The following is a 20,815-nucleotide window of genomic DNA, read 5'->3' as shown; positions in this document are numbered from 1 at the left end:
TCGCGCAGGTGCCGGTCACTCGTCGGTCCACTGCCAGGTGCGCAGTCGTCCGCACATGCCGAAAGTCCGCTCGGCGGCGGTCGGTGCGGCGCGGGTGACGGATGCCGCTGACATCAGTCCTGGCTCCCCCGCGGCGAGCGCAGTCAGCTGTTCGCCGACGCGCGCCGTCTCGGCGGCGACGGTTTCCTCCCACTGTGCGCGCCACTGCGCGGTTATCGGGCGGACGAGACGGACTGCTCGTTCGTGGAAGGCGATGAGCGCCGCGGCTCCGCCCTCACGAAGCTCGGCGAATCCCGCGAGGGCGAGGTCACGTCGGGCGCGAGCGGCGTCCGCCCGGCCGTCGCCTGCGGGCAGTGCAGCGGCGGCGGCGTAGGCGTCCGGATCGTCGAGTACCTCGGCAGGGAACGTGAGCACGGCATCGCCGGCCTCAGGGAGGCCAGCGTTGGACATCACGACCAGCAGACGCAGCTCGCCCTTGTTGACGAGGCGGTGCACCGTGCCCGGCGTGAACCACACGACGTCGCCTGGCACGAGCTGGTGCTCCTCGAACCCTGCGGCCGATAGCGTCTGCACGGCGCCTGTGCCGCCGATCACGACGTAGCCCTCGCTCGACGCGGTGTGCAGGTGGGGCGATCCTCCGCGGCATCCGTCGGCGGCCTCCCAGTCATACACCTCGAGGTCGGAGACGGCGACGCCGCCGGGAAACACGCCGGTCACAACAGCTCCCGTAATCGTGCCGCGAGATCCGCAGCGGCATCCGCCCCGGCATCCGCGATCCCGACCGCGTAGCGGAAGGTCGCCGTCTCACCCGGCGCGATCGTGAACTCTTCGCTGAAGAACGGCGCCGGATTCAACGCGGCGAACTCCTCGGAGCGTGCGAACCACTGCGGCGGATGATGCGGGTTGGACGCCGCATCGACCATCACGAGCAGCGACGTCTCATCAATCTCGTCATGCCGACCGGCGAAGCCCATCCACTCGTGACGCTGGCCACGGACATCCGACCCAGACCCGGTCCCGTCCACCGTCACAAGCGTGCCATCGGTGAACGAGCGCGGGCCACGCCAGAACAGCCCGCCGTATCCGGCGTTCTCCCGACCCTTCGTCGTGGGCGAACCGATCACGATCGGTGCGTCAGTGACGTTGGTCAGGACGGTCTCGAAGGTGAGCGCCCACGCATCGGCGTCTAGCGTGCGCGCAGTCAACTCCCGGCGCTCGGCGAACATGCGACGGCCGTCCTGGGCGATCCACTCAAGGTCGTGCGCGAACCGGGCGAGCGCGCCCTCCTCGACGAGGGCGACCGAGACGTGCGCCTGCGTGCCGTCGTTGGGAAGCTGGACGTACCCCTCACCTCGCACGTATGTGGGGCCGCCCCAGAAGTTCTCGTCGTCCACGACCGGCAGGGACCAGGCGATGCCCTTGTGCCAGACGTGATCCCATGGCCGGTACAGGCTCACCACCCGCCCGGCCCGCGTGCGCAGCGGATCGAGGTAGGGCTTCGGTGACTCGAGCTGCGGCGAATCAGGAACGAAGACGTAGCGGAACAGCTCGACGTCGCCGTCGCGGACGACGATCTCGCTGGCGGCACGATCGATGGTCAGGGTCATGCGATGACCTCCTCAGGACGGGCTTTGACAGCATGCCACGGCACGGCGCCGCCCGACATCGATCGAACGAACGGATCATCGCCGGTGAGCTCCCCCGCGGCGACCGGTCGCCCGCGGAAGGCGGACGCGTAGGTCGCCGCGGCGAACTCGAGGGTGCGGCGGGCATCGTCGACGCCCACCCCTGGTTCTTTCCCGGCGGCGAGCGCGCCAAGGATTGCGGCGACCTGGGCGCGATGCCCGCTGCGCTCACTCGAAGGCTCTGCCACCCAGCGCGCGGCCAGCTCTTCGTGACCGGGGGCTGGCGTGAACGTCCAGTCGGCGTCGGTGTAGCCGTAGACGTGCTCGACCTCGACGGTCGCGTGCTCGAAGTCGAAGCGCAGACGCGAGGATTCCCGCGGCGACACGATCGAGTTGACGACCGTGGCGAGTGCGCCGCTGTCGAACTCGACGAGCGCCATCGAGACGTCCTCGGTGTCGGTCGGCAGCGACTGGCGGGCGGCGAAAGCAGAAAGCCGCGCCCAGGGCCCGAGCACGGCCAGCAGCAGATCGAACTGGTGAATGCCGTGGCCCATCGTCGGACCACCGCCTTCAACCTCCCAGCGTCCACGCCACGGCAGGTCGAAGTAATCGGGAGTGCGGTACCAGAGCGTCTCGCAGGTCGCGACCAGTGGGCGTCCGAGCACCCCGTCGCGCACGAGGCCAATGAGTCGCTGGGCCGCCGCGCCGTAGCGATGCTGATACACGGTGAGCGCCGGCACACCCGTCTCGCGAGAGACGGCGACGAGCTCGTCCATCTCGGCGAGACTCAGCGCTGTCGGCTTCTCCACGAGCGCGGGCACGCCTGCACGCAGTGCCTGGATCGCAAGCGGCACGTGGGTCTGCGGCGGAGTGCACACGTGCACGAGATCGAGATCCTCCGCGTCGAACAGGGCGTCAGCTGTCGAATGCACTGCGGCCGCTCCGAATCGCTCCGCGAACGCGCGCGCACGGTCCTCATCGAGATCGACAACGGCGGCAAGCTGCACACGCGGCGCGAGGTCGACGATCGCCTGCGCGTGGGCGTGCGCAATCGACCCTGTGCCGATGATGGCGACTTGGAATGGTCGGTCCTGTGTCATTTCACTCCTTCGTGGATTCGGACGCGAGGCGCTAGCTCAGGTGAGCCCCGCCTGTGTGAGGTGCAGTTTCGCGTAGCGTCCTTCTGCGGCGAGCAGGTCGTCGTGGGTGCCGCTCTCGACGATCTGACCGTGCTCGAGCACGACGATGCGGTCAGCCTGCCGCACAGTGGACAGACGGTGGGCGACGACGAGTGTGGTGCGCCCGCGCATGAGCCGTTCGAGCGCTTCCTTGACGAGCCCCTCCGATTCGGGGTCGAGCGCCGAGGTGGCCTCGTCGAGCAGCAGGATCCGCGGATCGCGCACGAGCGCGCGGGCGATCGCCAGACGCTGCCGCTGCCCGCCTGACAGTCGCGCACCCCGCTCACCGACGACGGCGTCCCAGCCCTTCGGCTGGTCCTGCACGAACTCCCACGCGTTGGCATCGCGCAGCGCCTGGCGGATGCGTTCGTCCGTGGCATCCGGCATCCCATACGCAATGTTGTCGCGGATCGATCCTTCGAACAGCACCGACTCCTGCGGCACGACCGACACGAATCGGCGCACGGTGCGCATATCGAGTTCCCGCATGTCGGCGCCGTCGAGCAGGATGCGTCCCCCGCTCGGACGCACGAAACCAAGCACCAGGTTCATGAGCGTCGACTTGCCCGATCCCGACGAGCCAACGAAGGCGACTGTCGTTCCGGTGGGGATCACGAGATCGATACGATGCAAGGCGTCGACGTCCGCGCCGTCGTAACGGTGCGAGGCATCCTCGAGCGTGATCGAACCCTCGACGGCGTCGACCGAGAGCTTGCCCTCGTTCAGCTCGAGGTCTGGCTCCTGCAGCACCTCGGCGATCGAGCGCACGGACTCCAGGCCACGCGCACCGACCGGAATCAGCATGAGCAACTGGGTCAGCCCACCGGTGAGTAGCGTGAAGTATGTCGACAGCAGCACGACCTCGCCGGGAGTGACCGGCAGGAAGCCGGTGAGCGAGAACACTGCGGCGAGCACGAGGCAGCCGACCCCGAGCAGTTGCATCGCGACCCAGGAGATCGAGGCGACGTGCCCGTTGAGCATGTCGAGGTGAAGGCCCGCACGGCGCACACCATCGGCGCCGCTGGCCACACGGGTGACCGCGGTCTGCTCGAGGCCGTGCGCTCTGGTGATCGGGATGAGCGAGGCCATCTCCCCCACCCTCGCCGATAGCGTCTCCACCTCGCGGCGGAACACCTCGTTGCGCGTACGCGAGCGGTTGCGCATGCCGTATCGGATGCCGATCGCGATCGGCACGGTCAGCGCATAGACCGGCAGGAACTGCGGCACCACGATCGACGTCATCGCGATCGCCCCGGTCATGACCATCGCCGCGGACAGCAGTGGATGGGTGACCTGTTGAAGCATGAGTTCGACGTTCTCGACGTCACGCACGACCTTGGTCTGCACGATCGAGGAGCTGACTCTGGTGTGATATCCGATCGACAAGCTCTGCAGTCGCGCAGCCAGCGCATTACGCAGATCTGCGCCGGTATCACGCACGACCGTCATGAAGTTGCGGGTGTAGAGGATGTGGTTCGGGTAATTCTGCAGCAACAGGACAGCGGCGAGTGCGAACCACCACAGCACGGCGGATGGCTCACCCCGTTCGGCCACGATGTCGATGATGGCCGCCGTGACGACGGGGAGGAACCACAGTGGGATCTCCTTCATCGTGAAGGCGAGAACGGCCACAAGTATCCGTCCGGGGCGGCGCATGAGCAGCCGTAGCACCGACCACGTCGGGTGAGACCCATCGATGAGGTCGGGGATACGGGAAAGCGCTCTCCGTGTCACGGCTCCATGCTAGCCCCTCGAGTGTGGCATCCGTCCGCTGCGCAGCAATACAAGACGATTCACCGACCCTCCGCGACAGGAAAAGGCGTACTGGAGGCCACTAGGCTGACGGCGTGACTTCCCGATTCTGGGTCGGCGAGACCGACTTCTTCCCACGCGCCAACAAGGCCATGCTGCTGCGCGGCTCGAAGCCGGCGCACCTCGCCGAGGTCACCGAATGATGACCTTTTCCGCTGCATTCGACTGGGTCCGCCAGCACGTCGAGGCTGACCGCCTGCCCACCGCCGTGCTCGGTATCGCCTCCGCCGACGGCACGGTCGCCCTGGAGTCGTTCGGCGACGCCGGCGTTGACGACCGCTATCCGCTGTTCTCGATCACCAAGCCTCTCGTCGGCATCGCCGCGGCACGCGCGATCGAGCGCGGCCAGCTCACGCTGGATACGCCGCTGACGGCCGCGCTGCCTGCGTTCGGCGCCACGCGGGGCGGCGACGATATCGGCGACGACATCGTGCGGCTGCGGCATTTGGCCAGCCACACGTCCGGGATCAGCGAACCCCCAATGGACTCCGCGCCGCCGCTGCGCGAGGAGTTGCTCGCACAGGGCCGCGACTTCATCGCTGGCACAGCATCGCGGTACTCGACACTCGCTTTCGAAGGCATCGCCGCGCTCATCGAGCAGGCCACCGGCAGGACATGGGACGCCGAGGTCGCCACCTGGGCCGCCGAGATCGGCGCCGACGGGCTGAGCCTCGACCTGTCCGACGCGCATCCGGTCGCCGATGCGGCGGCGGCGGGTATCGATATGACCCTCTTCGCGCGCAAGCGATCCCCCGGCGCGGGTCTTGCCGGACGCGCCGACGACCTGCTGCGGCTCGGCACAGCACTGTTGCGCATCGGCGAGGGCGAGCACGGCGGGATCCTGCATCCGGCGACCCTGGAGATGATGCGTCGCCCGTTGACGGGCAAGATCCCCCGACATGAGCCGTACACCGTCGAACGAGGGCAGGATTGGGGCTTCACCTGGAACCTGCGCACGCGCGCGCCCGGCCTCGTCGACCGCGATGCGTACGGCCACGGGGGCTGGGCCGGAACGGAATTCTGGGTACATCCGACCGCCGGCGTCGCGTGGGTGCTGCTGACAAACCGGGCGATGCGTGAAGGCGTCAATATTGACGAGCTCGACAATGCGATCGTCGGAGGGCTCTGAGGCTCACGCCTCGGCCGTGACCTATACCGCCCGAGTGCTGGCTCGGTCGATGAGCGTGGCGGGAATGACTGCGGGCGGAACCGCCTCTTTCCCCTCGATCTCGGCAACGAGCGCCGAGACTGCATCGTTCGCGAGCGCGGCGAAGTCCTGCCGGATCGTCGTCAACGGCGGCCGGTAGTTCGCAGCATCCGGAACGTCGTCGAAGCCGATCACGCTGACGTCCTCCGGAACGCGGCGACCCTGCTCAGCGAGAGCACGGATGAGGCCGAGCGCCATCTGGTCGTTGGCGCTGAAGATTGCTGTCGCTGCGTCGAGGGCGGCCGCCGCCTCATGGCCCGACTCGGCCGACCAGTCTCCGCGCACGATGGAGTTCGGCGCGATGCCCTCGGCCTCCAACGTCTCCCGCCAGCCGCGCTCGCGCTCAGCCGCAGCGAAGGAATCTGCGGGACCCGCCAGGTGCCACACGGTGTCATGTCCGAGATCGAGCAGCCTCCTGGTCGCCGCCGCTGCGCCCCCGGCGTGGTCGCTGTGAACGACGTGAAGATCGGATGCCGCTGGCGCATCGACCACGACCGCGCGGAGCCCCTCTGGCAGATCGGCGGCCTGCATCATCGCCGAGGCCTCGTTCAGGACGATCGCACCGTCGACGCCCTGATCGTACAGACGGTCGAACGCCGTTGCGACTGAGTCGCCAACCGTGACGACGAGCAGCGCGTAGCCACGCCGCTCGGCCGCTTCTGCGGTGGCCTGCAGCATCCGCGAGTTGCCGACCGTGGCGAGGGTCGTGACGACGAGACCGACTGTCTGAGTACGCCCGGTGCGCAGGGCGCGGGCGGCGCGATGAGGCCGGTAGCCGAGTTCTGCCATCGCCTTCTCGACGCGCACACGAGTAGCGGGGTCGACACGAGGGCTATCATTCACGACGCGTGACACGGTCTGACCGGAGACTCCGGCGCGGCCGGCGACCTGCGCCATCGACACCCGACCGGACGAAGGCCGCGCCTTGCGCGCCCGATTGGGCTGGATCAGGTCATCTTCCCCGAGCATCCGTCTCCCTCAACCGTTTCGCCGTTTCGCCGCTCACAACTCCGCCACTTCGCCACTCATAACTCCGCAATGTTGACGTTACCACCGCCCAGAAGGTACCGTGTTTACGTGAACATGCAAGAATCTGCGGAGTTACGAACGACCGAACTGAGCGCCGGCGTCGTCAAGCGCGCCACGAAGCTCGCCGACGGCCGCGATCTCGTCTACTACGACGACCCGGGCACCACACTCGGCGCGGAGCGCGCGGTCGATGCCCGTGCGCTCGACCCGCGTCCTGACACCGCGAACATGCGCTTGGATGTGCTCACCGGAGACTGGATCACCGTCGCCGCAAACCGCCAGAACCGCGTCATGATGCCCGGCGCCGATGCCGACCCGCTCGCACCGCAGTCGCCGACGAACCCCTCAGAGGTGCCGTCGCTCTACGACGTCGCGGTGTTCGAGAACCGTTCCCCCGCCTTCGGCCCCGCCCTGCCCGATGGTTTCGGCGGGGTGCCGCTCGCATCCAACCCGCCACGCGGACTGGATGATCTCGCCGCGCTCGGCCTCGGCCGCACCCGCACCTCGGTCGGCCGCTGCGAGGTCGTGTGCTTCAGCCCAGACCACTCGGGTTCTTTCGGCACCCAGTCGGTGACCCGTGCCCGCACCGTGATCGAAGCCTGGGCAGACCGCACCGCCGCGCTGTCGCAGATCCCCGGCATCGAGCAGATCTTCCCGTTCGAGAATCGCGGCGAAGCGATCGGCGTCACGCTGCCGCACCCGCACGGCCAGATCTACGCCTACCCCTATGTCACCCCGCGCACCGCCCGTGCACTGGAGAGCATCGACCGCACCGCGCCGGATCTGTACCAGCGCATCCTCGAGTCGGAGCAGGCGTCGGAGCGCGTCGTGTTCCGCGGCGAGCACTGGACCGCCTTCGTGCCCTTCGCCGCACGCTGGCCTCTGGAAGTGCATCTCATGCCGCACCGCCACGTGCCAGACTTCGCCGAGACGACCGTCGCCGAACGCGATGAGCTCGCTCCGCTGTACCTCAAGCTGCTGAAGGGCGTCGACGCTCTCTACGACACCCCCACACCGTATATCGCCGCATGGCATCAGGCTCCGGTGAACGTCGGTCGCGAGACGGTGCGTCTGCACTTGCAACTGACAAGTCCGCGTCGCGCCGCCGACAAGCTGAAGTTCCTCGCCGGTTCCGAGGCTGCCATGTGGGCCTGGGCTGCTGAAGTCACTCCAGAGCAGGGCGCCGTCCGCATCCGAGAAGCCATCGAGCGCGCAGAGGACAGCGCTGATAACAACAGTGCAGAGGAGTTCAGCGCATGACCACTCCTCAAGATTCCGCACGCACCCTCTTCGAGCAGCTCACCGGGCACGCCCCCGCAGGCGTCTGGTCGGCGCCGGGCCGCGTCAACCTCATCGGCGAGCACACCGACTACAACGACGGCTTCGTGCTGCCGTTCGCGATCCCGTACCGCACATATGCCGCTGTCGGCATGCGTCAGGACGGCCGCATCCGCGTTGCCTCGACGTTGGCCGAGGAGCCGGTCGAGGTCGCCCTCGACGAGCTGAGCACCCTCTTCCCGACGCCGACCGGCTCAGAGCCGGCAGTGCAGGAGTGGGCCGCATACCCGCTCGGCGTCGCCTGGGCGATGCAGCTGGCCGGTGCCACAGGAGTGGGCGTCGACATCGCAATCGCCTCGGATGTTCCGGTCGGAGCCGGCCTCTCTTCTTCGGCTGCGATCGAGGGTGCAACGGCATCCGCCCTGAACGATCTCTGGAACGCGCAGCTCGACCGCAGGGCCCTCGCCCGCATCGGCCGCCGCTCCGAGAACGAGGCCGTCGGTGCCCCGACCGGGATCATGGACCAGATGGCGTCGATGCTCGGCGAGACCGACGCCGCACTGTTCCTCGACTGCCGCACTCTCGACGCAAATCTGGTGCCCCTCAGCTTGGCGGAGACCGGCCTGGCCATCCTCGTCATGGACACCCGCGTCAAGCACGCACACTCGACTGGCGGTTACGGCGAGCGGCGAGCGGCGTGCGAGCGGGGAGCCGCGACCATGCGCGTTCCGTCGCTGCGCGACGTGTCCGTCGATGACCTGCCCCGTGCCGAGGAGCTCATGGATGACGTGACCTTCCGTCGCGTGCGCCACGTCGTGACGGAGAATCAGCGCGTGCTCGACACCGTCACCGCGCTGCGCGAACAGGGGCCGCGGGCGATCGGCGACCTGCTCGTCGCATCCCACGCCTCGATGCGCGACGACTTCGAGATCTCGGTTCCCGAACTCGACACCGCCGTGGAGACGGCCCTCGCCGCAGGCGCAATCGGTGCCCGCATGACCGGTGGCGGCTTCGGTGGCGCGGCGATCGCGCTGATCGAGCAGTCTGATGTCGAGGCGGTGTCGGATGCCGTGACCGCGGCGTTCGCCGCATCCGGGTTCACCGCACCGCACATCTTCACGGTGACTCCCGCCGCCGGCGCCCAACGCGACGCCTGACCTCTGGGAGAATGAGAAGGAACACGAGGAAGAGGGAACGAATGTCCTGGATCGTCACCGGCGGCGCCGGCTACATCGGAGCGCACGTCGTGCGCGCACTTGCGGATGCCGGACTCACCCCGGTGATCCTGGATGACCTGTCCAGCGGGCAGAAGTCGTTCGTCCCGGAAGGCGTGCCGTTCGTGCAGGGCAGCATCCTCGATCGCGAACTCGTCGAGAAGACACTCCGCGACCACAACGCCGAGGGTGTCATCCACGTCGCAGGCTACAAGTACGCCGGGGTCTCGGTGCAGCGCCCGATGCACACCTACGCGCAGAACGTCGAGGGCACTCGCGTGATCCTCGAGGCAATGGATGCCGCGGGCGTCGCGAACATCGTGTTCTCCTCGTCGGCCGCTGTCTTCGGCACCCCCGACGTGTCGCTCGTCGTCGAGGAGACCGCGAAGAAGCCCGCCAGCCCCTACGGCGAGTCCAAGCTCATCGGCGAGTGGCTGCTGCGTGACCAGGCCATCGCAACCGCCGACTCTGACAAGCCGCTGCGCCACACCTCGCTGCGGTACTTCAACGTCGTCGGATCCGCAGACCCCACGGTGTACGACGTCAGCCCGCACAACCTCTTCCCGATCGTGTTCGAGGCGCTGATCGCAAAGAAGACTCCAAAGATCTTCGGCGACGACTACGACACCCCTGACGGCACCAACGTCCGCGATTACGTGCACGTCGGCGACATCGCCGCAGCGCACGTCGAGGCCGCGAAGCGCCTTGCGTCCGGCGCATCCATCGAGGCCGCTTACAACCTCGGATCCGGTGACGGCCTGAGCGTGAAGCAGATCATGGATGCCGTAGCCCGCGTCACCGGCATCGACTTCACCCCCGAAATCGGGCCCCGCCGCCCCGGCGACCCCGACCGCATCGTCGCCACCGGCGAGCTCGCCGCCCGAGATCTGGACTGGAAGATGCGCTACACCGTCGACGAGATGGTGCGCACCGGCTGGGAAGCTCGCCGCAACGCCGAGTAGTCCCTCGCGCGCTGCGTAGCCCGCCGTGCCCTCGCGTATCCGATGCCGCGTCACAGAAGCTGCGGGTGCCACGGCATCCGACCAGCAGGTACTGCGACGCGCTCGCGGCGCATGTCACTGAACCTGCGAGGTGTCGCACGTTGCCGCGAAGACGGCGATCCGGCGGCCATCTGCGACACCTCGTCGCGGCATCCTCCCGCGCCCGCGGGCGAGGTGTCACACTTTGCCGCTTCCACCGCCCGCAAGCGGCCATCTCCGACACCTGCCCACAGCCATACCCATCGTCCGCGCCACCGCCACCGCACGCGCCACAGGACGCGCCACATCCGAGGGGGCGGACATTGCCGCATTCACCGCCCGCAAGCGGCCACCTGCGCCACCCGCCACCCGCCACCCGCCACCCGCGGCGCGGCTTCTGTGACACGCGGCCCCGCGGCGCGACCGCGACCGGCGCGCTCAGGCCGAAGCGACCTCGACATCGCGCACCTTGATCGGGTACATCCAGAAGCACACCCACGCGAGCGCGGTGAACGCCATCGGCACGACGGCGAGCATGATTCGGATGCCACCATCCACGTCCTCCGGCTGCACATCGCCGAGCGTGGCATCGAAGCCGCTCGCGTTCAGCACCCAGGCGGCAACGATCGCCTGCAGCACCACGGAGCCCTTCACCACGAAGCCGTTGACCCCGAAGTACACGCCCTCACGGCGAAGTCCGGTGCGTCGAGCATCGTCGTCGATGATCTGCGCGAGCACGACCTCGAGCAATTGCAGCAGGCCGCCCACCCCGACGCCGACCGCGACGCCGACCAGCGCTGCGCCGAGCACGCCCGAGGGCAGCAGATAGCCGAGCACCGCGATGCCGAATACTCCGACTGCCCACAGCAGCGCAGCACGCGGCGAGGTGCGACGGACGACCCAACTCCACAGGAAGATCGCCGGCACCGCGACCACGAAGATCACACCCAGCAGGATGCTGCTCTCTCCCTCTGCCGCGTGCAGCGAATAGCGCACGTAGAACGGGATGGCCGCAAGAATGACGGCGATCGACGTCTGCACGAACAGCGACCCGAGCACATACGGCACGAAGGCACGGTTGGCGAAGGTGTACCGCAGCTGGTCCCTCCACGTCATCGACATCGATGACGAAGACGAGACCGCGACCTCACCCCGACGCTCGACCATCCCGCCGGCGAATGACCAGCCGAACATCACCAGGCACACGAACCCGAGTGCGATTGCCATCCCAGGCCAGCCGATGCTGTCGTAAAGCAGCGGTGCTCCGGCCGTGCCGAGAATCATGCCGACGATCGCGAAGACCTGTCGCGGCACATTTCCCCTGGCGCGTTCCTCGGTCGTGCGGAAGATCTCCGGAAACAGCGCCGAGATGTTCAGCACGACGACCACGAATGCGATGTCGTACACGGCCACGACGACGAGGAACCACACGATCAATCCGCCTGCGGGCAGCTCCGGCGGCATCCAGACCAGCGCGAACGCGACGACCAGCGGCACAATGCCGAGCCCGATCCACGGGATGCGTCGCCCCCAGGGCGTGCGAATTCGATCAGAGAGCGCACCGACCAGTGGATTGAGCACGGCGTTCAGGATGCCGTGGGCGATCATCGCCGCAGCCACCCACTCTGCAGCAACGCCGAGGTGGGCGACGTAGAAGTAGACGACGAAGGCCGAGAAGGTCTGACCCATCAGCTGCACAGGGAAACCCGATGCACCGAAAGCCATGGATTGTGCGCGGGTGGGCGCGGCATCCAGACGACGGTCGCGGATACGCACGGTGAGACTCATCTGCGGGGCTCCTATCGGCGCTGCACGTCGCGCAGCGCACGCCAGCCTATCCGGATGAGCCCCTCTTTCTCGATGGTCTGGCGAACAATCGGATCAGCGAGCAATCGACGCTCGTAGCCACGTTTGCTCGCACTGTGATCGACGGCCGCGCGCAGCTCTACAGAGTCGACCATCGGATGCAGGTAAATCTCGGTGACTCCGGCCGGCACTGCGCGCAGCAGTTCGAGGAACCCGTCCCTCACCTGTGCGTATGTTTCCTCGGCATCCGTGCCCTCATCTGCCAACGCGAACGGGTGCGTCCACAGCCTGTCCAAAATGACGATCCCCGCGGCATCCGCCGCCTGCGTTGCACGATCGAGCACCGGCTGGAGGTCTGCCCCGAACTCAGCACCGTCAACAACCCGTGGCAGCCGAAACGGCAGACCGTGCCGCACTGCAAGCTCGAAAACCGGGGCGAGCAGGTCACGTCCGGTGTGCAGGCCGTAGACCGAACCCATGTGGTTATCGATGTGGGTGACGTCGACGCCAGCAGCCAACGCCGCGACGAGCTGTGCCTCAAGCTCGGCGGCGACGTCAGCGGCAGTGACACCCTCTTCGACAGAGCGGACTTCTGCCGGGAAGTAGCCATCCGCATCGACGAGGGTGGATCCGATGCCAGTCAGCGGACGCCAGCGATACCGGCTCCACTCACTGGTGAGCACCAGATGTACTCCGACATCCAGCGTCGGGTTGGCCGCGGCGAAGGCGAGCGCTTCCGGCGCCCACGCGCAGGGCACCATAACGGTCGTCGAGTCGAGATACCCGCCGACGAGAAGCTCGGTGATGGCCTCATTCGCCGCATGGCACATGCCGAAATCGTCCGCGTTGAGAATGATCACTCTTGCATCACTCGCAAGGCCGAGTCGGGAAACGAGCGATGTCATCGCGTCGCCCTGACCTTTCCAGAGGGGCCGAGCTTTCCCGAAAGGATGCCGGTGAACTCGCGCTCGCGCAGCGCCGAAGTCGCCTCACCGATCGCACCAATCATCGTCGCTTCTCGCCCGAAGGCGGAGGTCACGAAATGCAAGGTCAGCAGATGAGACATCGCTTCAGCGGCCCGGACCACTGCCGCAAAGAAACACGGATGTGCCGCGTGCCCGGCCAGCACGAAGGCCTCTGGGTCGACGACCAGTGTCACACTTCCTGCAACGAGCACCAGCCGCCGAGCCAGCTCATTGATCATCGCCTGGGCAGCGTCTTCGCCGGCCGCGCACGCGTCGAGGTGTACGGAGAGCAGGTCAGCCGGATCACGCCCATTGCTGAGCGCGAGGTCTTCGACGATCGTTTCGTTGATGACCGGAACTCCGATCGGCACCGGCGGCTGCGGCAGATACTGCACTTCGCCAGCAACGCCGGCAAAGCCGCGATGCAGAACGCCGCCCAGCACTGTGCCCGCACCAAGGCCCTGATCGATCAGCAGCAGGGTGAAGCTCTCCAGCTCACGCCCGACACCGGACTCTGCTTCGGCGAGCGCCGCGAGGTTCACGTCGTTTTCGACCTGCACCTGGCAACCGAGAAGCCCTTCCAAAGCCGCACGGAAGGCACCGCCATCCGGGCCCTGGTCGTCTCTGATCTCACCGTCAGGCCGGACGATCCCCGGCATAGCGACAACCGCATGGCGCAACCGGCCTGGGGCGGTCTGGGCGCAATCCGCGATCATGCGGGCGATGTCGGCGGCGCGGTTCTCGACGCTGCCGAGCGGGGCGTCATGCTGCGCGCGTACGGTGCCGGTTGGGTCGATCAGGCTGACGTGCATCGCGTAGTGGTCGACGTGCACTGCGGCAGCGAAACCCAGCCGAGGATGAAGGGAGACCCGGGTTGCCGCCGGTCCTCGCGTGTCTCGGTCCACCCCAGCGGATGCTACGGCGTCCCCAGCCTCGAGCATCCTAAGGACCTGAGTCACAGCAGTCCGTGACAACCCGGTCTCGCCCATCAACTCCGCACGAGTCAAAGGCCCACGCTGAGCCAAAGCCTCCAGAATCGCTCTCGAATTCAGCGTACGCAGCAGGGTTTGCGGCCCCGCCAGAGGTTTCGTCACAGTATGTCCTCGTGCATCGTCGGCAACAGTATGACATGAAGTGTCACACAAGAGCGACACTTCTCGTCACATTTCTCCACCGACGCGCCGCTACGCTGGCGATGCCGCCCACATCCGAGGAGACAACGTGTCGCAAGCCCCCGTCGTCATCACCCACGCAGGGCCGGTGCGTGGTCTCACGCGGGACGGGTCGTTGGCGTTTCTCGGCATCCCCTTCGCGGCGCCGCCCGTCGGTGACCTGCGATTCGCAGCTCCCGTCCCACCAGAGCCGTGGAGCGAGGTGCGCGATGCGACCGAATACGGCGCAACCGCACTGCGCACGACGGGCACAGACACTCTCATCCCCGAGCCCGCAGTTCCGGGCGACAGCACTCTCAACGTCAACGTATTCACACCGTCGACCGTCGGATCGTTGCCAGTGCTGGTCTGGATTCACGGCGGCGGCTACACCGAGGGCTCCCCGGCCAGCCCCTGGTACGACGGCGCCCGGTTCAATCGCGACGGCATCGTCACCGTGTCACTCTCGTACCGGCTGGGCTTTGACGGCTTCGGCTACATCGAGGGCGCTCCACACAATCGCGGCGTACTCGACTGGATCGCCGCCCTCGAGTGGGTGCAGCAGAATATCGCGACCTTCGGCGGAGACCCGAAACAGGTGACGATCGGTGGACAGTCAGCAGGTGGCGGCGCCGTGCTCACCCTGCTCGCGATGCCATCCGCGCAGCACCTTTTCCACCGGGCGCTGTCTGCATCCGGAGCGCTGGCCGACGTCCCGATGGCAGAGGCCAAAGCGCGTTCGGCCCGGCTGGCGAAACTGGCCGGTGTCGACGCCACGGCCCAGGGCTTCCGCTCTGTCGACGAGACGACACTGCATGGGTTCCAGGGCAAGGCTGCCAGTGCCAAACGCGGGCTCGGAGTCATCGCCGATCTCATCGAGAACGGGCTGCCGTGGGGACCGATGATCGACGGCACATTGATCGCTCAGCCCACGGTGGATGCACTGCGGGCAGGAATCGGCGCCGACAAGCCGTTGTTGCTCGGCGCGGTCGACGACGAATTCACGATGATCGCCGAGCGCGAGGGCGCAGCGCTGCGCCGAATCCCGGCGCAGCTGCTGCTGCGCCCATTCCTGCGCGACCGCACGATACGGGAGGCGTACCTGGAGGCGAACGCCGCGCAGCATGCGAAGGGCACCGCCGCGATGGTCGGCCGCTACGTCAGCGACCACATCTTCCGAGTGATCGTTCCGCGAGTGGCGGAGGCCAGGCAGAACGCGGATGCCTCCACCTGGGCGTATCGATTCTCGTGGGTCTCCCCCACCAAGGGCTGGGCGTGCCACTGCCTGGACGTGCCGTTCTGGTTCGACGGGCTCGACAGAGTGCGCGTCGACGCACTCGCGGGCCCGCACCCACCGCAATCACTGGCCGACGATGTGCACGGCGCTGCGGTGGCGCTCATCACCGCCGGAGATCCTGGTTGGGCGACGTGGCGCACAGACCCCGGCACGACCCGGATCTTCGGCGGGTCAGGCGAAGACGTCACCAACGACGCCTATGACAGCGTGCTCGCACTGATCTGAGCAGCCAGCCGCTCGAGGATCTCCTGCACGAGCTCGTCCGGCCCCCGATCGACGATGGTGACGAAACCGGCCTCATCGGCGCCCAGCGTTTCCAGCGTTGCGAGCTGCGAGTCGAACAGCGCGGCAGGCATGAAGTGATCAGTCCTGGCCTGGGCGCGCTCGAGCAACAGGTCGCGTGAACCATGCAGGTGCACGAACAGCACATCGGGTGCGACCGAGCGGATCCGGTCGCGGTACACCCGCCGAAGTGCGCTGCAAGCCATGACGAGACCGGTGTCGGCGCTGCTGCGGAAGCGGTCACCGACCGTTTCCAGCCACGGCCAACGGTCATCATCTGTCAGCGGTGTGCCAGAGACCATCTTGGCGCGATTGGCGTCCGAATGCAGCGCGTCGGCGTCAGTGAACGGCACGCCCAACTGCTCGGCGAGGGCGATGCCGACGGTGGATTTACCCGCCGCCGACACACCCATCACGCAGATCAACGGCGCGTTTTCACCAATCATGCCCACTCACCAATCATGCCCATTCACCAATCATGCACTGTTCCGTCGGCGAGGCGGTTGTAGGGCAGGTAGGCCTGCTCGTACGGGTACTTGCCTGCTTCGTCGACGTCCAGAGTGACGCCAAGGCCTGGCTGGTCGCCGGGGTGAAGCATGCCGTTCTCCCAGGTGTACGACTGCTGGAACACCGAATCCGTCGCTGCGGAGTGCTGCATGTACTCCTGGATTCCGAAGTTGTGAATACTCAAGCCCAGATGCATCGCCGCAGCCATCCCCACCGGGGAGATGTCCGTCGGTCCGTGCATACCGGATTTGATCTGGTACTGCGCCGCGTAGTCCAGCGTCTTCTTCAACGGGCTGATTCCACCCATGTGCGTCACCGCACCGCGGACGTAGTCGATCAGCTGCTCACTGATCAGGTCCTTGAAGTCCCAGACCGTGTTGAAGATCTCACCGATCGCCAACGGCGTCGTCGTGTGCTGGCGAACCAGGCGCAGTGCTTCCTGGTTCTCGGCCGGCGTGCAGTCCTCGAGCCAGAAGAGGTCGTACGGCTCCAGCGACTTGCCAAGCTGCGCCGCCTGGATCGGCGTCATCCGGTGATGTCCGTCGTGCAGCAGCGGCAGTTCGGGACCGAACTCGTTGCGCACCGCCTCGAATACGCCGGGCAGGGTGCGCAGGTATGCCCGCGTGTCCCAGTCCTCTTCCGTGGGCGTGGCACCACGACGTGCCGGCTCGTGGTCGTAGCGGATGCTGCCGTCGCCGGTGTCCGCGGCCTGCGAGGCGATCCCGTAGATCGCCTTCAGCCCCGGCACGCCGGTCTGCACGCGGATCGAACGGTACCCCTGCTCCTGATGCGCGCGGATGGAGTCGAACAGCTCCGGCAGTTCCTTGCCAGAGGCGTGGCCGTATGCCATCAGCCCGGTGCGGCTCGCGCCGCCCAGCAGCTGGTACACCGGCATCCCGGCAGCCTTGCCCTTGATGTCCCACAGTGCCATATCGACCGCGGCGATGGCCGCCATCGTGACCGGACCCCGACGCCAATACGCCGAGCGGTAAAGGAACTGCCAGGTGTCCTCGATGCGGTGCGCATCCTTGCCCAGCAGCAACGGCACCACGTGGTCTTTCAAGTAGCTCACGACTGCGAGCTCGCGACCGTTGAGCGTCGCATCGCCGATGCCGACGTGCCCCTCATCCGTCGTCAAACGCAGCGTGACGAAGTTCCGGCCTGGGCTGGTGACAATCACTTCAGCCTTGTCGATGATCATGGGTCCTCCAGTGGTGTTCATCAGTTCTGTGCGAATTCGGCAGCGGCGTTGGTGACCGCTGCCACGATCTCAGGTTCGGTGAGGCGCTGATCGATCAGCGCCAGCAGCGCTGGCACTGCCGCCGATGTATCCAGTGTGGCGGCATCCGCCACTGCGGCGCCATTGCTGTCTGCCGGAAGCCGGCCGTCCAACGCACCCGCAACCCAGGCTGCGAGCACGCGGATACATGCCGCGCCTTCACGGCCGGCAGCACGCTCTGCGAACAGCACCTCGGGGATGCGGGCTCGCAGCTTGGTGGTGCCGTCCTGGCCGATCTGCGCAAGCAGGTGCTGGATGCGAGCGTTGTCGAACCGCTCCAGCAGAGCCGTGCGGTAGTCGTCTATGCCGAGGTGAGGCTCGGTGAGATGGCGTGCTGCTTCGTCCCACAGCTCACCCACCCAGGCACGAATCTGCGGATCACCAATCGCCTGCGCCACTGTCTCGTGGCCGCGAGCAGCACCCGTGTAGGCGAGGAACGAGTGCGAGCCATTGAGCAGCCACAGCTTTCGACGCTCGAAGGGGTCAATATCGTCGACGAAGCGCGCCCCAGCCTTCTCCCACTTCGGCCGTCCTGCAGGGAACTCCCCGCTGATCACCCAGTCGTGGAAGGGCTCGGTGACGACCGGGCTGCGGTCGTCCCATCCGGTCTGCTCGCGCACCAGCGCAATCTCACTGGATGTCGTCTTGGGCGTGATGCGGTCGATCGAAGTCGAGGGGAAGCTCACGTGCGCGTTGAGGTACGCGAGGGTGTCGGATGCTCCGGCCAGCTCTGCGAACGAGGTCAGCGCCTTCCGGGTCAGCTCGCCGTTGCCAGGAAGGTTGTCACATGAGACGACGGCGATCGGTCCGGAATCCGAACGACGCCTGGCCTCGAGACCGACCAGCAGTCGGGCGAGTGCCGTCCGAGGCGCCGTCGACAGGTCAAGCACATCCGCACCCAGGTTCGAGCGCAGCCAGTCGACGTCGTCCGAGACCACGGGGTTGCTCAGGTCGGGGCGATGCTCGGCATCCACCGCATAGCCCGCCTCGGTGATCGTGAGGGTGACCAGCGCTGTTGCTGGGTCGGCGAGTGTTGCAGCAAGGACATCGACACGGGCTCCATCGACCGCATCGACGATGGAGTCGATGAGCGTGATGCTGTCACCAGCACCGGAACGCTCGATCAACGAGTAGAGGCCGTCCTGGGCCGCGAGTTCTTCCGCGGCGGTCGCACTGCGCCCGGTGAACGCGCGGATTCCCCACTCGTTCGCCTCGTCGGCGACGTCGGTGTACCAGGCTTGATGTGCGCGATGAAAAGCGCCGAGGCCGAGATGCACGATGCGCACCGGCGCGCGATCGAACGCGCGCCCAGTGCGAGCAGAGGCCGATGCGCGGTCGAGCCCGGAGGTGACGGTACCGGTCATTGATTGAGAGTCGGTCACAGCTTGAAGGCCTTTCGCGGCACGGTCGTCACGAGGTCGACCGCAATGCGCTCGGCCTGCGCACGAGACAGGCGTCCTTCGCCGACGAATCGCGCGAGGAAAGCGGCATCGAGGCGGCGGGCCATGTCGTGACGGGCGGGGATCGACAGGAACGCCCTGGTGTCGTCGATGAAGCCGGAGCCGCGGTAGAAGCCGGCGGTCTCCGTCACGGCCGAACGGAAGCGGAGCACAGCATCCGGAGCATCCAGGAACCACCAGGGCACTCCGATGAACACGCTGGGATAGAACCCCGCGAGCGGAGCGATCTCACGCGAGTAGACCGTCTCATCCACGGTGAACAAGATGAGGTGGAGGTTCGGCTCCAGCCCGTGCTTCTCGAGCAGTGGGCGAATGTTCTGCGTGTACGTCGTCGTCAGCGGAATGTCGTGTCCAGTGTCCGCGCCGTACCCTTCGAACGTCGCCGAGGAATGGTTGCGGTACACGCCGGGGTGGATGGTCATGACGAGACCGTCACGCGCGCTCATCCCCGCCATCCGCAGCAACATGTTGCCACGGAACTCGCGGGCACCGGCAGCACCCAACTCGCCGGCGACCGCGCGGCGGTAGAGCGTGGCGGCGTCGTCATCGCTGAGATCGACAGTGTACGGATCGATGACACCGTGATCTGCCGAGACCGCACCGTGGGCGATGAAGTGGGCGCGGCGCGCTTCGAGAGCGGCGAGATAGCCCTGGAAATCGTCCGGTGCACTGCCATTGGATGCCGTTAGCCGCTCGATCCGCTCACGGAATCCTGCAGCCGACGGGTCGAGGTACGCGTCAGGGCGGAAGGTCGGCAACACGCGTCCGGTGAAGGTTTCGTCGGCGGCGAGCGCCGCGTGCACGGCCAGGTCGTCCATCGGATCGTCAGTGGTGGCCATCACCTCGATGCCGAACTTCTCGAATAGTGCACGAGGCCGGTATTCGGGCTCGGCCAGCCGCTCCGCGATTGCGTCGTAGATGGTGTCCGCTGTCTCGGCAGACGGCTCGACGTCAATCCCGAAGAGGGTGACGAGCTCGTGCGTGAGCCAGTAGCCGGATGCCGTGCCCGCCAGCAGATGCCAATTCTCGGCGAACAGTCGCCACACCGAGCGCGGGTCGGCGCCTTTCGTGCTGCCTGCGCCAAGAGAAGCGAGGTCGACACCCGCGGCATGCAACAGCCGCGTGACGTAGTGATCCTTGGTGATGAACAGCTCGGCCGGGTCGGAGAAGGGCAGATCATCGAGCAGCATGGCAGGATCCACGTGCCCGTGCGGAGAGATGATCGGCAGATCGGCGACCAAGGCATAGAGGTCGCGTGCGACCGCCCTGGTTGCGGGGTCCACAGGCAGAAGGCGGTCATCGTCTAGTTCGAGCGGCACTGGCATCCCTCCATAATTCAGACGGTCTGCGCGGACGTCAACCGGTTGCCATATGTGGCCGTGGAGCGGTTCGGTCATGATGTCACTGCGTGTCGATGTGTACGGCGACGCGCTCGAATCCGGCTCCGCGCACTGCACGCAGCACTTCGGAGCGCAGCGGATCACCGGTGAGCACCGGAATCTCGTTCAACGGAACGTCAAGGCACGCGAGCTCTCCGTGGGCACGGACCCGCACGTGGCCGAGGCCCAGCCTGCCCAGTTCTGCCTCTGCCATCTCGGCCTCAGCAAGCATGTCGTCGTTGTTCACGCGGGTCCTCATCGTCGTGCGCTCAGCGCTGTCGTAGTTCATGACAACTCCATTCAGTCCTCGCGGCAACAAAGCAGCAATCGGTTGCCATCAGTTGCATAGCTGACCTAGGCTCACGG

At 66.8% G+C, this 20,815-nt stretch carries 18 protein-coding genes and 1 pseudogene; 5 read left to right on the top strand and 14 right to left on the bottom strand.

Going from position 1 to position 20,815, the window contains the following annotated elements:
- Positions 1 to 15: 15 nt before the first annotated feature.
- Genes AC1C2O_RS15520 through AC1C2O_RS15505 form a run of 4 tightly spaced genes read right to left on the bottom strand, consistent with a single transcriptional unit; the run spans position 16 to position 4,537 of the window.
- Entirely contained in the window at positions 16 to 717 is a 702-nt protein-coding gene (locus AC1C2O_RS15520) for a cupin domain-containing protein (protein WP_495431337.1), read from the bottom strand.
- Complete coding sequence (locus AC1C2O_RS15515; RefSeq protein WP_495431336.1) at positions 714 to 1,607, bottom strand: DUF6807 domain-containing protein; 894 nt, start codon at positions 1,605 to 1,607, stop codon at positions 714 to 716. The genes AC1C2O_RS15520 and AC1C2O_RS15515 overlap by 4 nt, the downstream gene beginning before the upstream one ends.
- On the bottom strand, positions 1,604 to 2,725 hold the full coding sequence (locus AC1C2O_RS15510; protein WP_495431335.1) for a Gfo/Idh/MocA family protein: 1,122 nt from the start codon (positions 2,723 to 2,725) through the stop codon (positions 1,604 to 1,606). The genes AC1C2O_RS15515 and AC1C2O_RS15510 overlap by 4 nt, the downstream gene beginning before the upstream one ends.
- Positions 2,726 to 2,761: 36 nt before the next feature.
- Entirely contained in the window at positions 2,762 to 4,537 is a 1,776-nt protein-coding gene (locus AC1C2O_RS15505; protein WP_495431334.1) for an ABC transporter ATP-binding protein, read from the bottom strand.
- Positions 4,538 to 4,754: 217 nt separating this feature from the next.
- Between AC1C2O_RS15505 and AC1C2O_RS15500 the strand changes: the two genes are divergently transcribed.
- Entirely contained in the window at positions 4,755 to 5,744 is a 990-nt protein-coding gene (locus AC1C2O_RS15500) for a serine hydrolase domain-containing protein (protein WP_495431333.1), read from the top strand.
- Between the two features lie 21 nt (positions 5,745 to 5,765).
- Here the strand turns inward: AC1C2O_RS15500 and AC1C2O_RS15495 are convergent, their stop codons facing one another.
- Entirely contained in the window at positions 5,766 to 6,719 is a 954-nt protein-coding gene (locus tag AC1C2O_RS15495) for a LacI family DNA-binding transcriptional regulator (protein WP_495431755.1), read from the bottom strand.
- A gap of 186 nt (positions 6,720 to 6,905) precedes the next feature.
- Between AC1C2O_RS15495 and galT the strand changes: the two genes are divergently transcribed.
- The 3 genes from galT to galE are packed head-to-tail and all read left to right on the top strand — an operon-like array spanning position 6,906 to position 10,305.
- Positions 6,906 to 8,111, top strand: coding sequence for a galactose-1-phosphate uridylyltransferase (galT, locus tag AC1C2O_RS15490; RefSeq protein WP_495431754.1), 1,206 nt, complete (start codon positions 6,906 to 6,908; stop codon positions 8,109 to 8,111).
- The gene (galK, locus tag AC1C2O_RS15485) at positions 8,108 to 9,286 is read left to right on the top strand and encodes a galactokinase (protein ID WP_495431332.1); all 1,179 of its coding nucleotides are present in this window, start codon (positions 8,108 to 8,110) and stop codon (positions 9,284 to 9,286) included. Before galT ends, galK begins: the two co-directional genes overlap by 4 nt.
- 41 nt (positions 9,287 to 9,327) lie before the next feature.
- Positions 9,328 to 10,305, top strand: coding sequence for a UDP-glucose 4-epimerase GalE (galE, locus tag AC1C2O_RS15480; protein ID WP_495431331.1), 978 nt, complete (start codon positions 9,328 to 9,330; stop codon positions 10,303 to 10,305).
- A gap of 456 nt (positions 10,306 to 10,761) precedes the next feature.
- Here galE and AC1C2O_RS15475 read toward each other — a convergent pair whose 3' ends face one another.
- The 4 genes and pseudogenes from AC1C2O_RS15475 to AC1C2O_RS15460 form a co-directional block, all read right to left on the bottom strand.
- Positions 10,762 to 12,111: an MFS transporter gene (locus AC1C2O_RS15475; RefSeq protein WP_495431330.1), complete on the bottom strand. Its 1,350-nt coding sequence runs from the start codon at positions 12,109 to 12,111 to the stop codon at positions 10,762 to 10,764.
- Positions 12,112 to 12,122: 11 nt separating this feature from the next.
- Positions 12,123 to 12,989, bottom strand: a complete 867-nt coding sequence (locus AC1C2O_RS15470) for a polysaccharide deacetylase family protein (protein ID WP_495431329.1) — start codon at positions 12,987 to 12,989, stop codon at positions 12,123 to 12,125.
- A gap of 41 nt (positions 12,990 to 13,030) precedes the next feature.
- Positions 13,031 to 13,927, bottom strand: coding sequence for an ROK family protein (locus tag AC1C2O_RS15465; protein ID WP_495431753.1), 897 nt, complete (start codon positions 13,925 to 13,927; stop codon positions 13,031 to 13,033).
- Between the two features lie 108 nt (positions 13,928 to 14,035).
- Positions 14,036 to 14,188, bottom strand: a pseudogene (locus tag AC1C2O_RS15460) (winged helix-turn-helix transcriptional regulator); the annotation flags it as partial.
- 127 nt (positions 14,189 to 14,315) lie between these two features.
- On the opposite strand from AC1C2O_RS15460, the gene AC1C2O_RS15455 reads away from it, so the two are divergent.
- On the top strand, positions 14,316 to 15,767 hold the full coding sequence (locus AC1C2O_RS15455; protein WP_495431328.1) for a carboxylesterase/lipase family protein: 1,452 nt from the start codon (positions 14,316 to 14,318) through the stop codon (positions 15,765 to 15,767).
- On the opposite strand, the gene AC1C2O_RS15450 is transcribed toward AC1C2O_RS15455, so the two are convergent.
- From AC1C2O_RS15450 to AC1C2O_RS15430, 5 genes are all read right to left on the bottom strand, one after another.
- Positions 15,740 to 16,270: a gluconokinase gene (locus AC1C2O_RS15450; RefSeq protein ID WP_495431327.1), complete on the bottom strand. Its 531-nt coding sequence runs from the start codon at positions 16,268 to 16,270 to the stop codon at positions 15,740 to 15,742. The genes AC1C2O_RS15455 and AC1C2O_RS15450 overlap by 28 nt on opposite strands.
- A 23-nt stretch (positions 16,271 to 16,293) precedes the next feature.
- Positions 16,294 to 17,532, bottom strand: coding sequence for a D-mannonate dehydratase ManD (gene manD / locus AC1C2O_RS15445; RefSeq protein WP_495431326.1), 1,239 nt, complete (start codon positions 17,530 to 17,532; stop codon positions 16,294 to 16,296).
- 20 nt (positions 17,533 to 17,552) lie between these two features.
- Complete coding sequence (locus AC1C2O_RS15440; protein WP_495431325.1) at positions 17,553 to 18,974, bottom strand: mannitol dehydrogenase family protein; 1,422 nt, start codon at positions 18,972 to 18,974, stop codon at positions 17,553 to 17,555.
- A gap of 14 nt (positions 18,975 to 18,988) precedes the next feature.
- The gene (uxaC, locus tag AC1C2O_RS15435; RefSeq protein WP_495431752.1) at positions 18,989 to 20,395 is read right to left on the bottom strand and encodes a glucuronate isomerase; all 1,407 of its coding nucleotides are present in this window, start codon (positions 20,393 to 20,395) and stop codon (positions 18,989 to 18,991) included.
- 76 nt (positions 20,396 to 20,471) lie between these two features.
- Positions 20,472 to 20,738, bottom strand: a complete 267-nt coding sequence (locus AC1C2O_RS15430; RefSeq protein WP_495431324.1) for a hypothetical protein — start codon at positions 20,736 to 20,738, stop codon at positions 20,472 to 20,474.
- Positions 20,739 to 20,815: the final 77 nt, after the last annotated feature.

Source organism: Microbacterium sp. Y355 (genome assembly GCF_059445345.1).
This window is presented reverse-complemented; position numbering and strand designations above follow the sequence as displayed.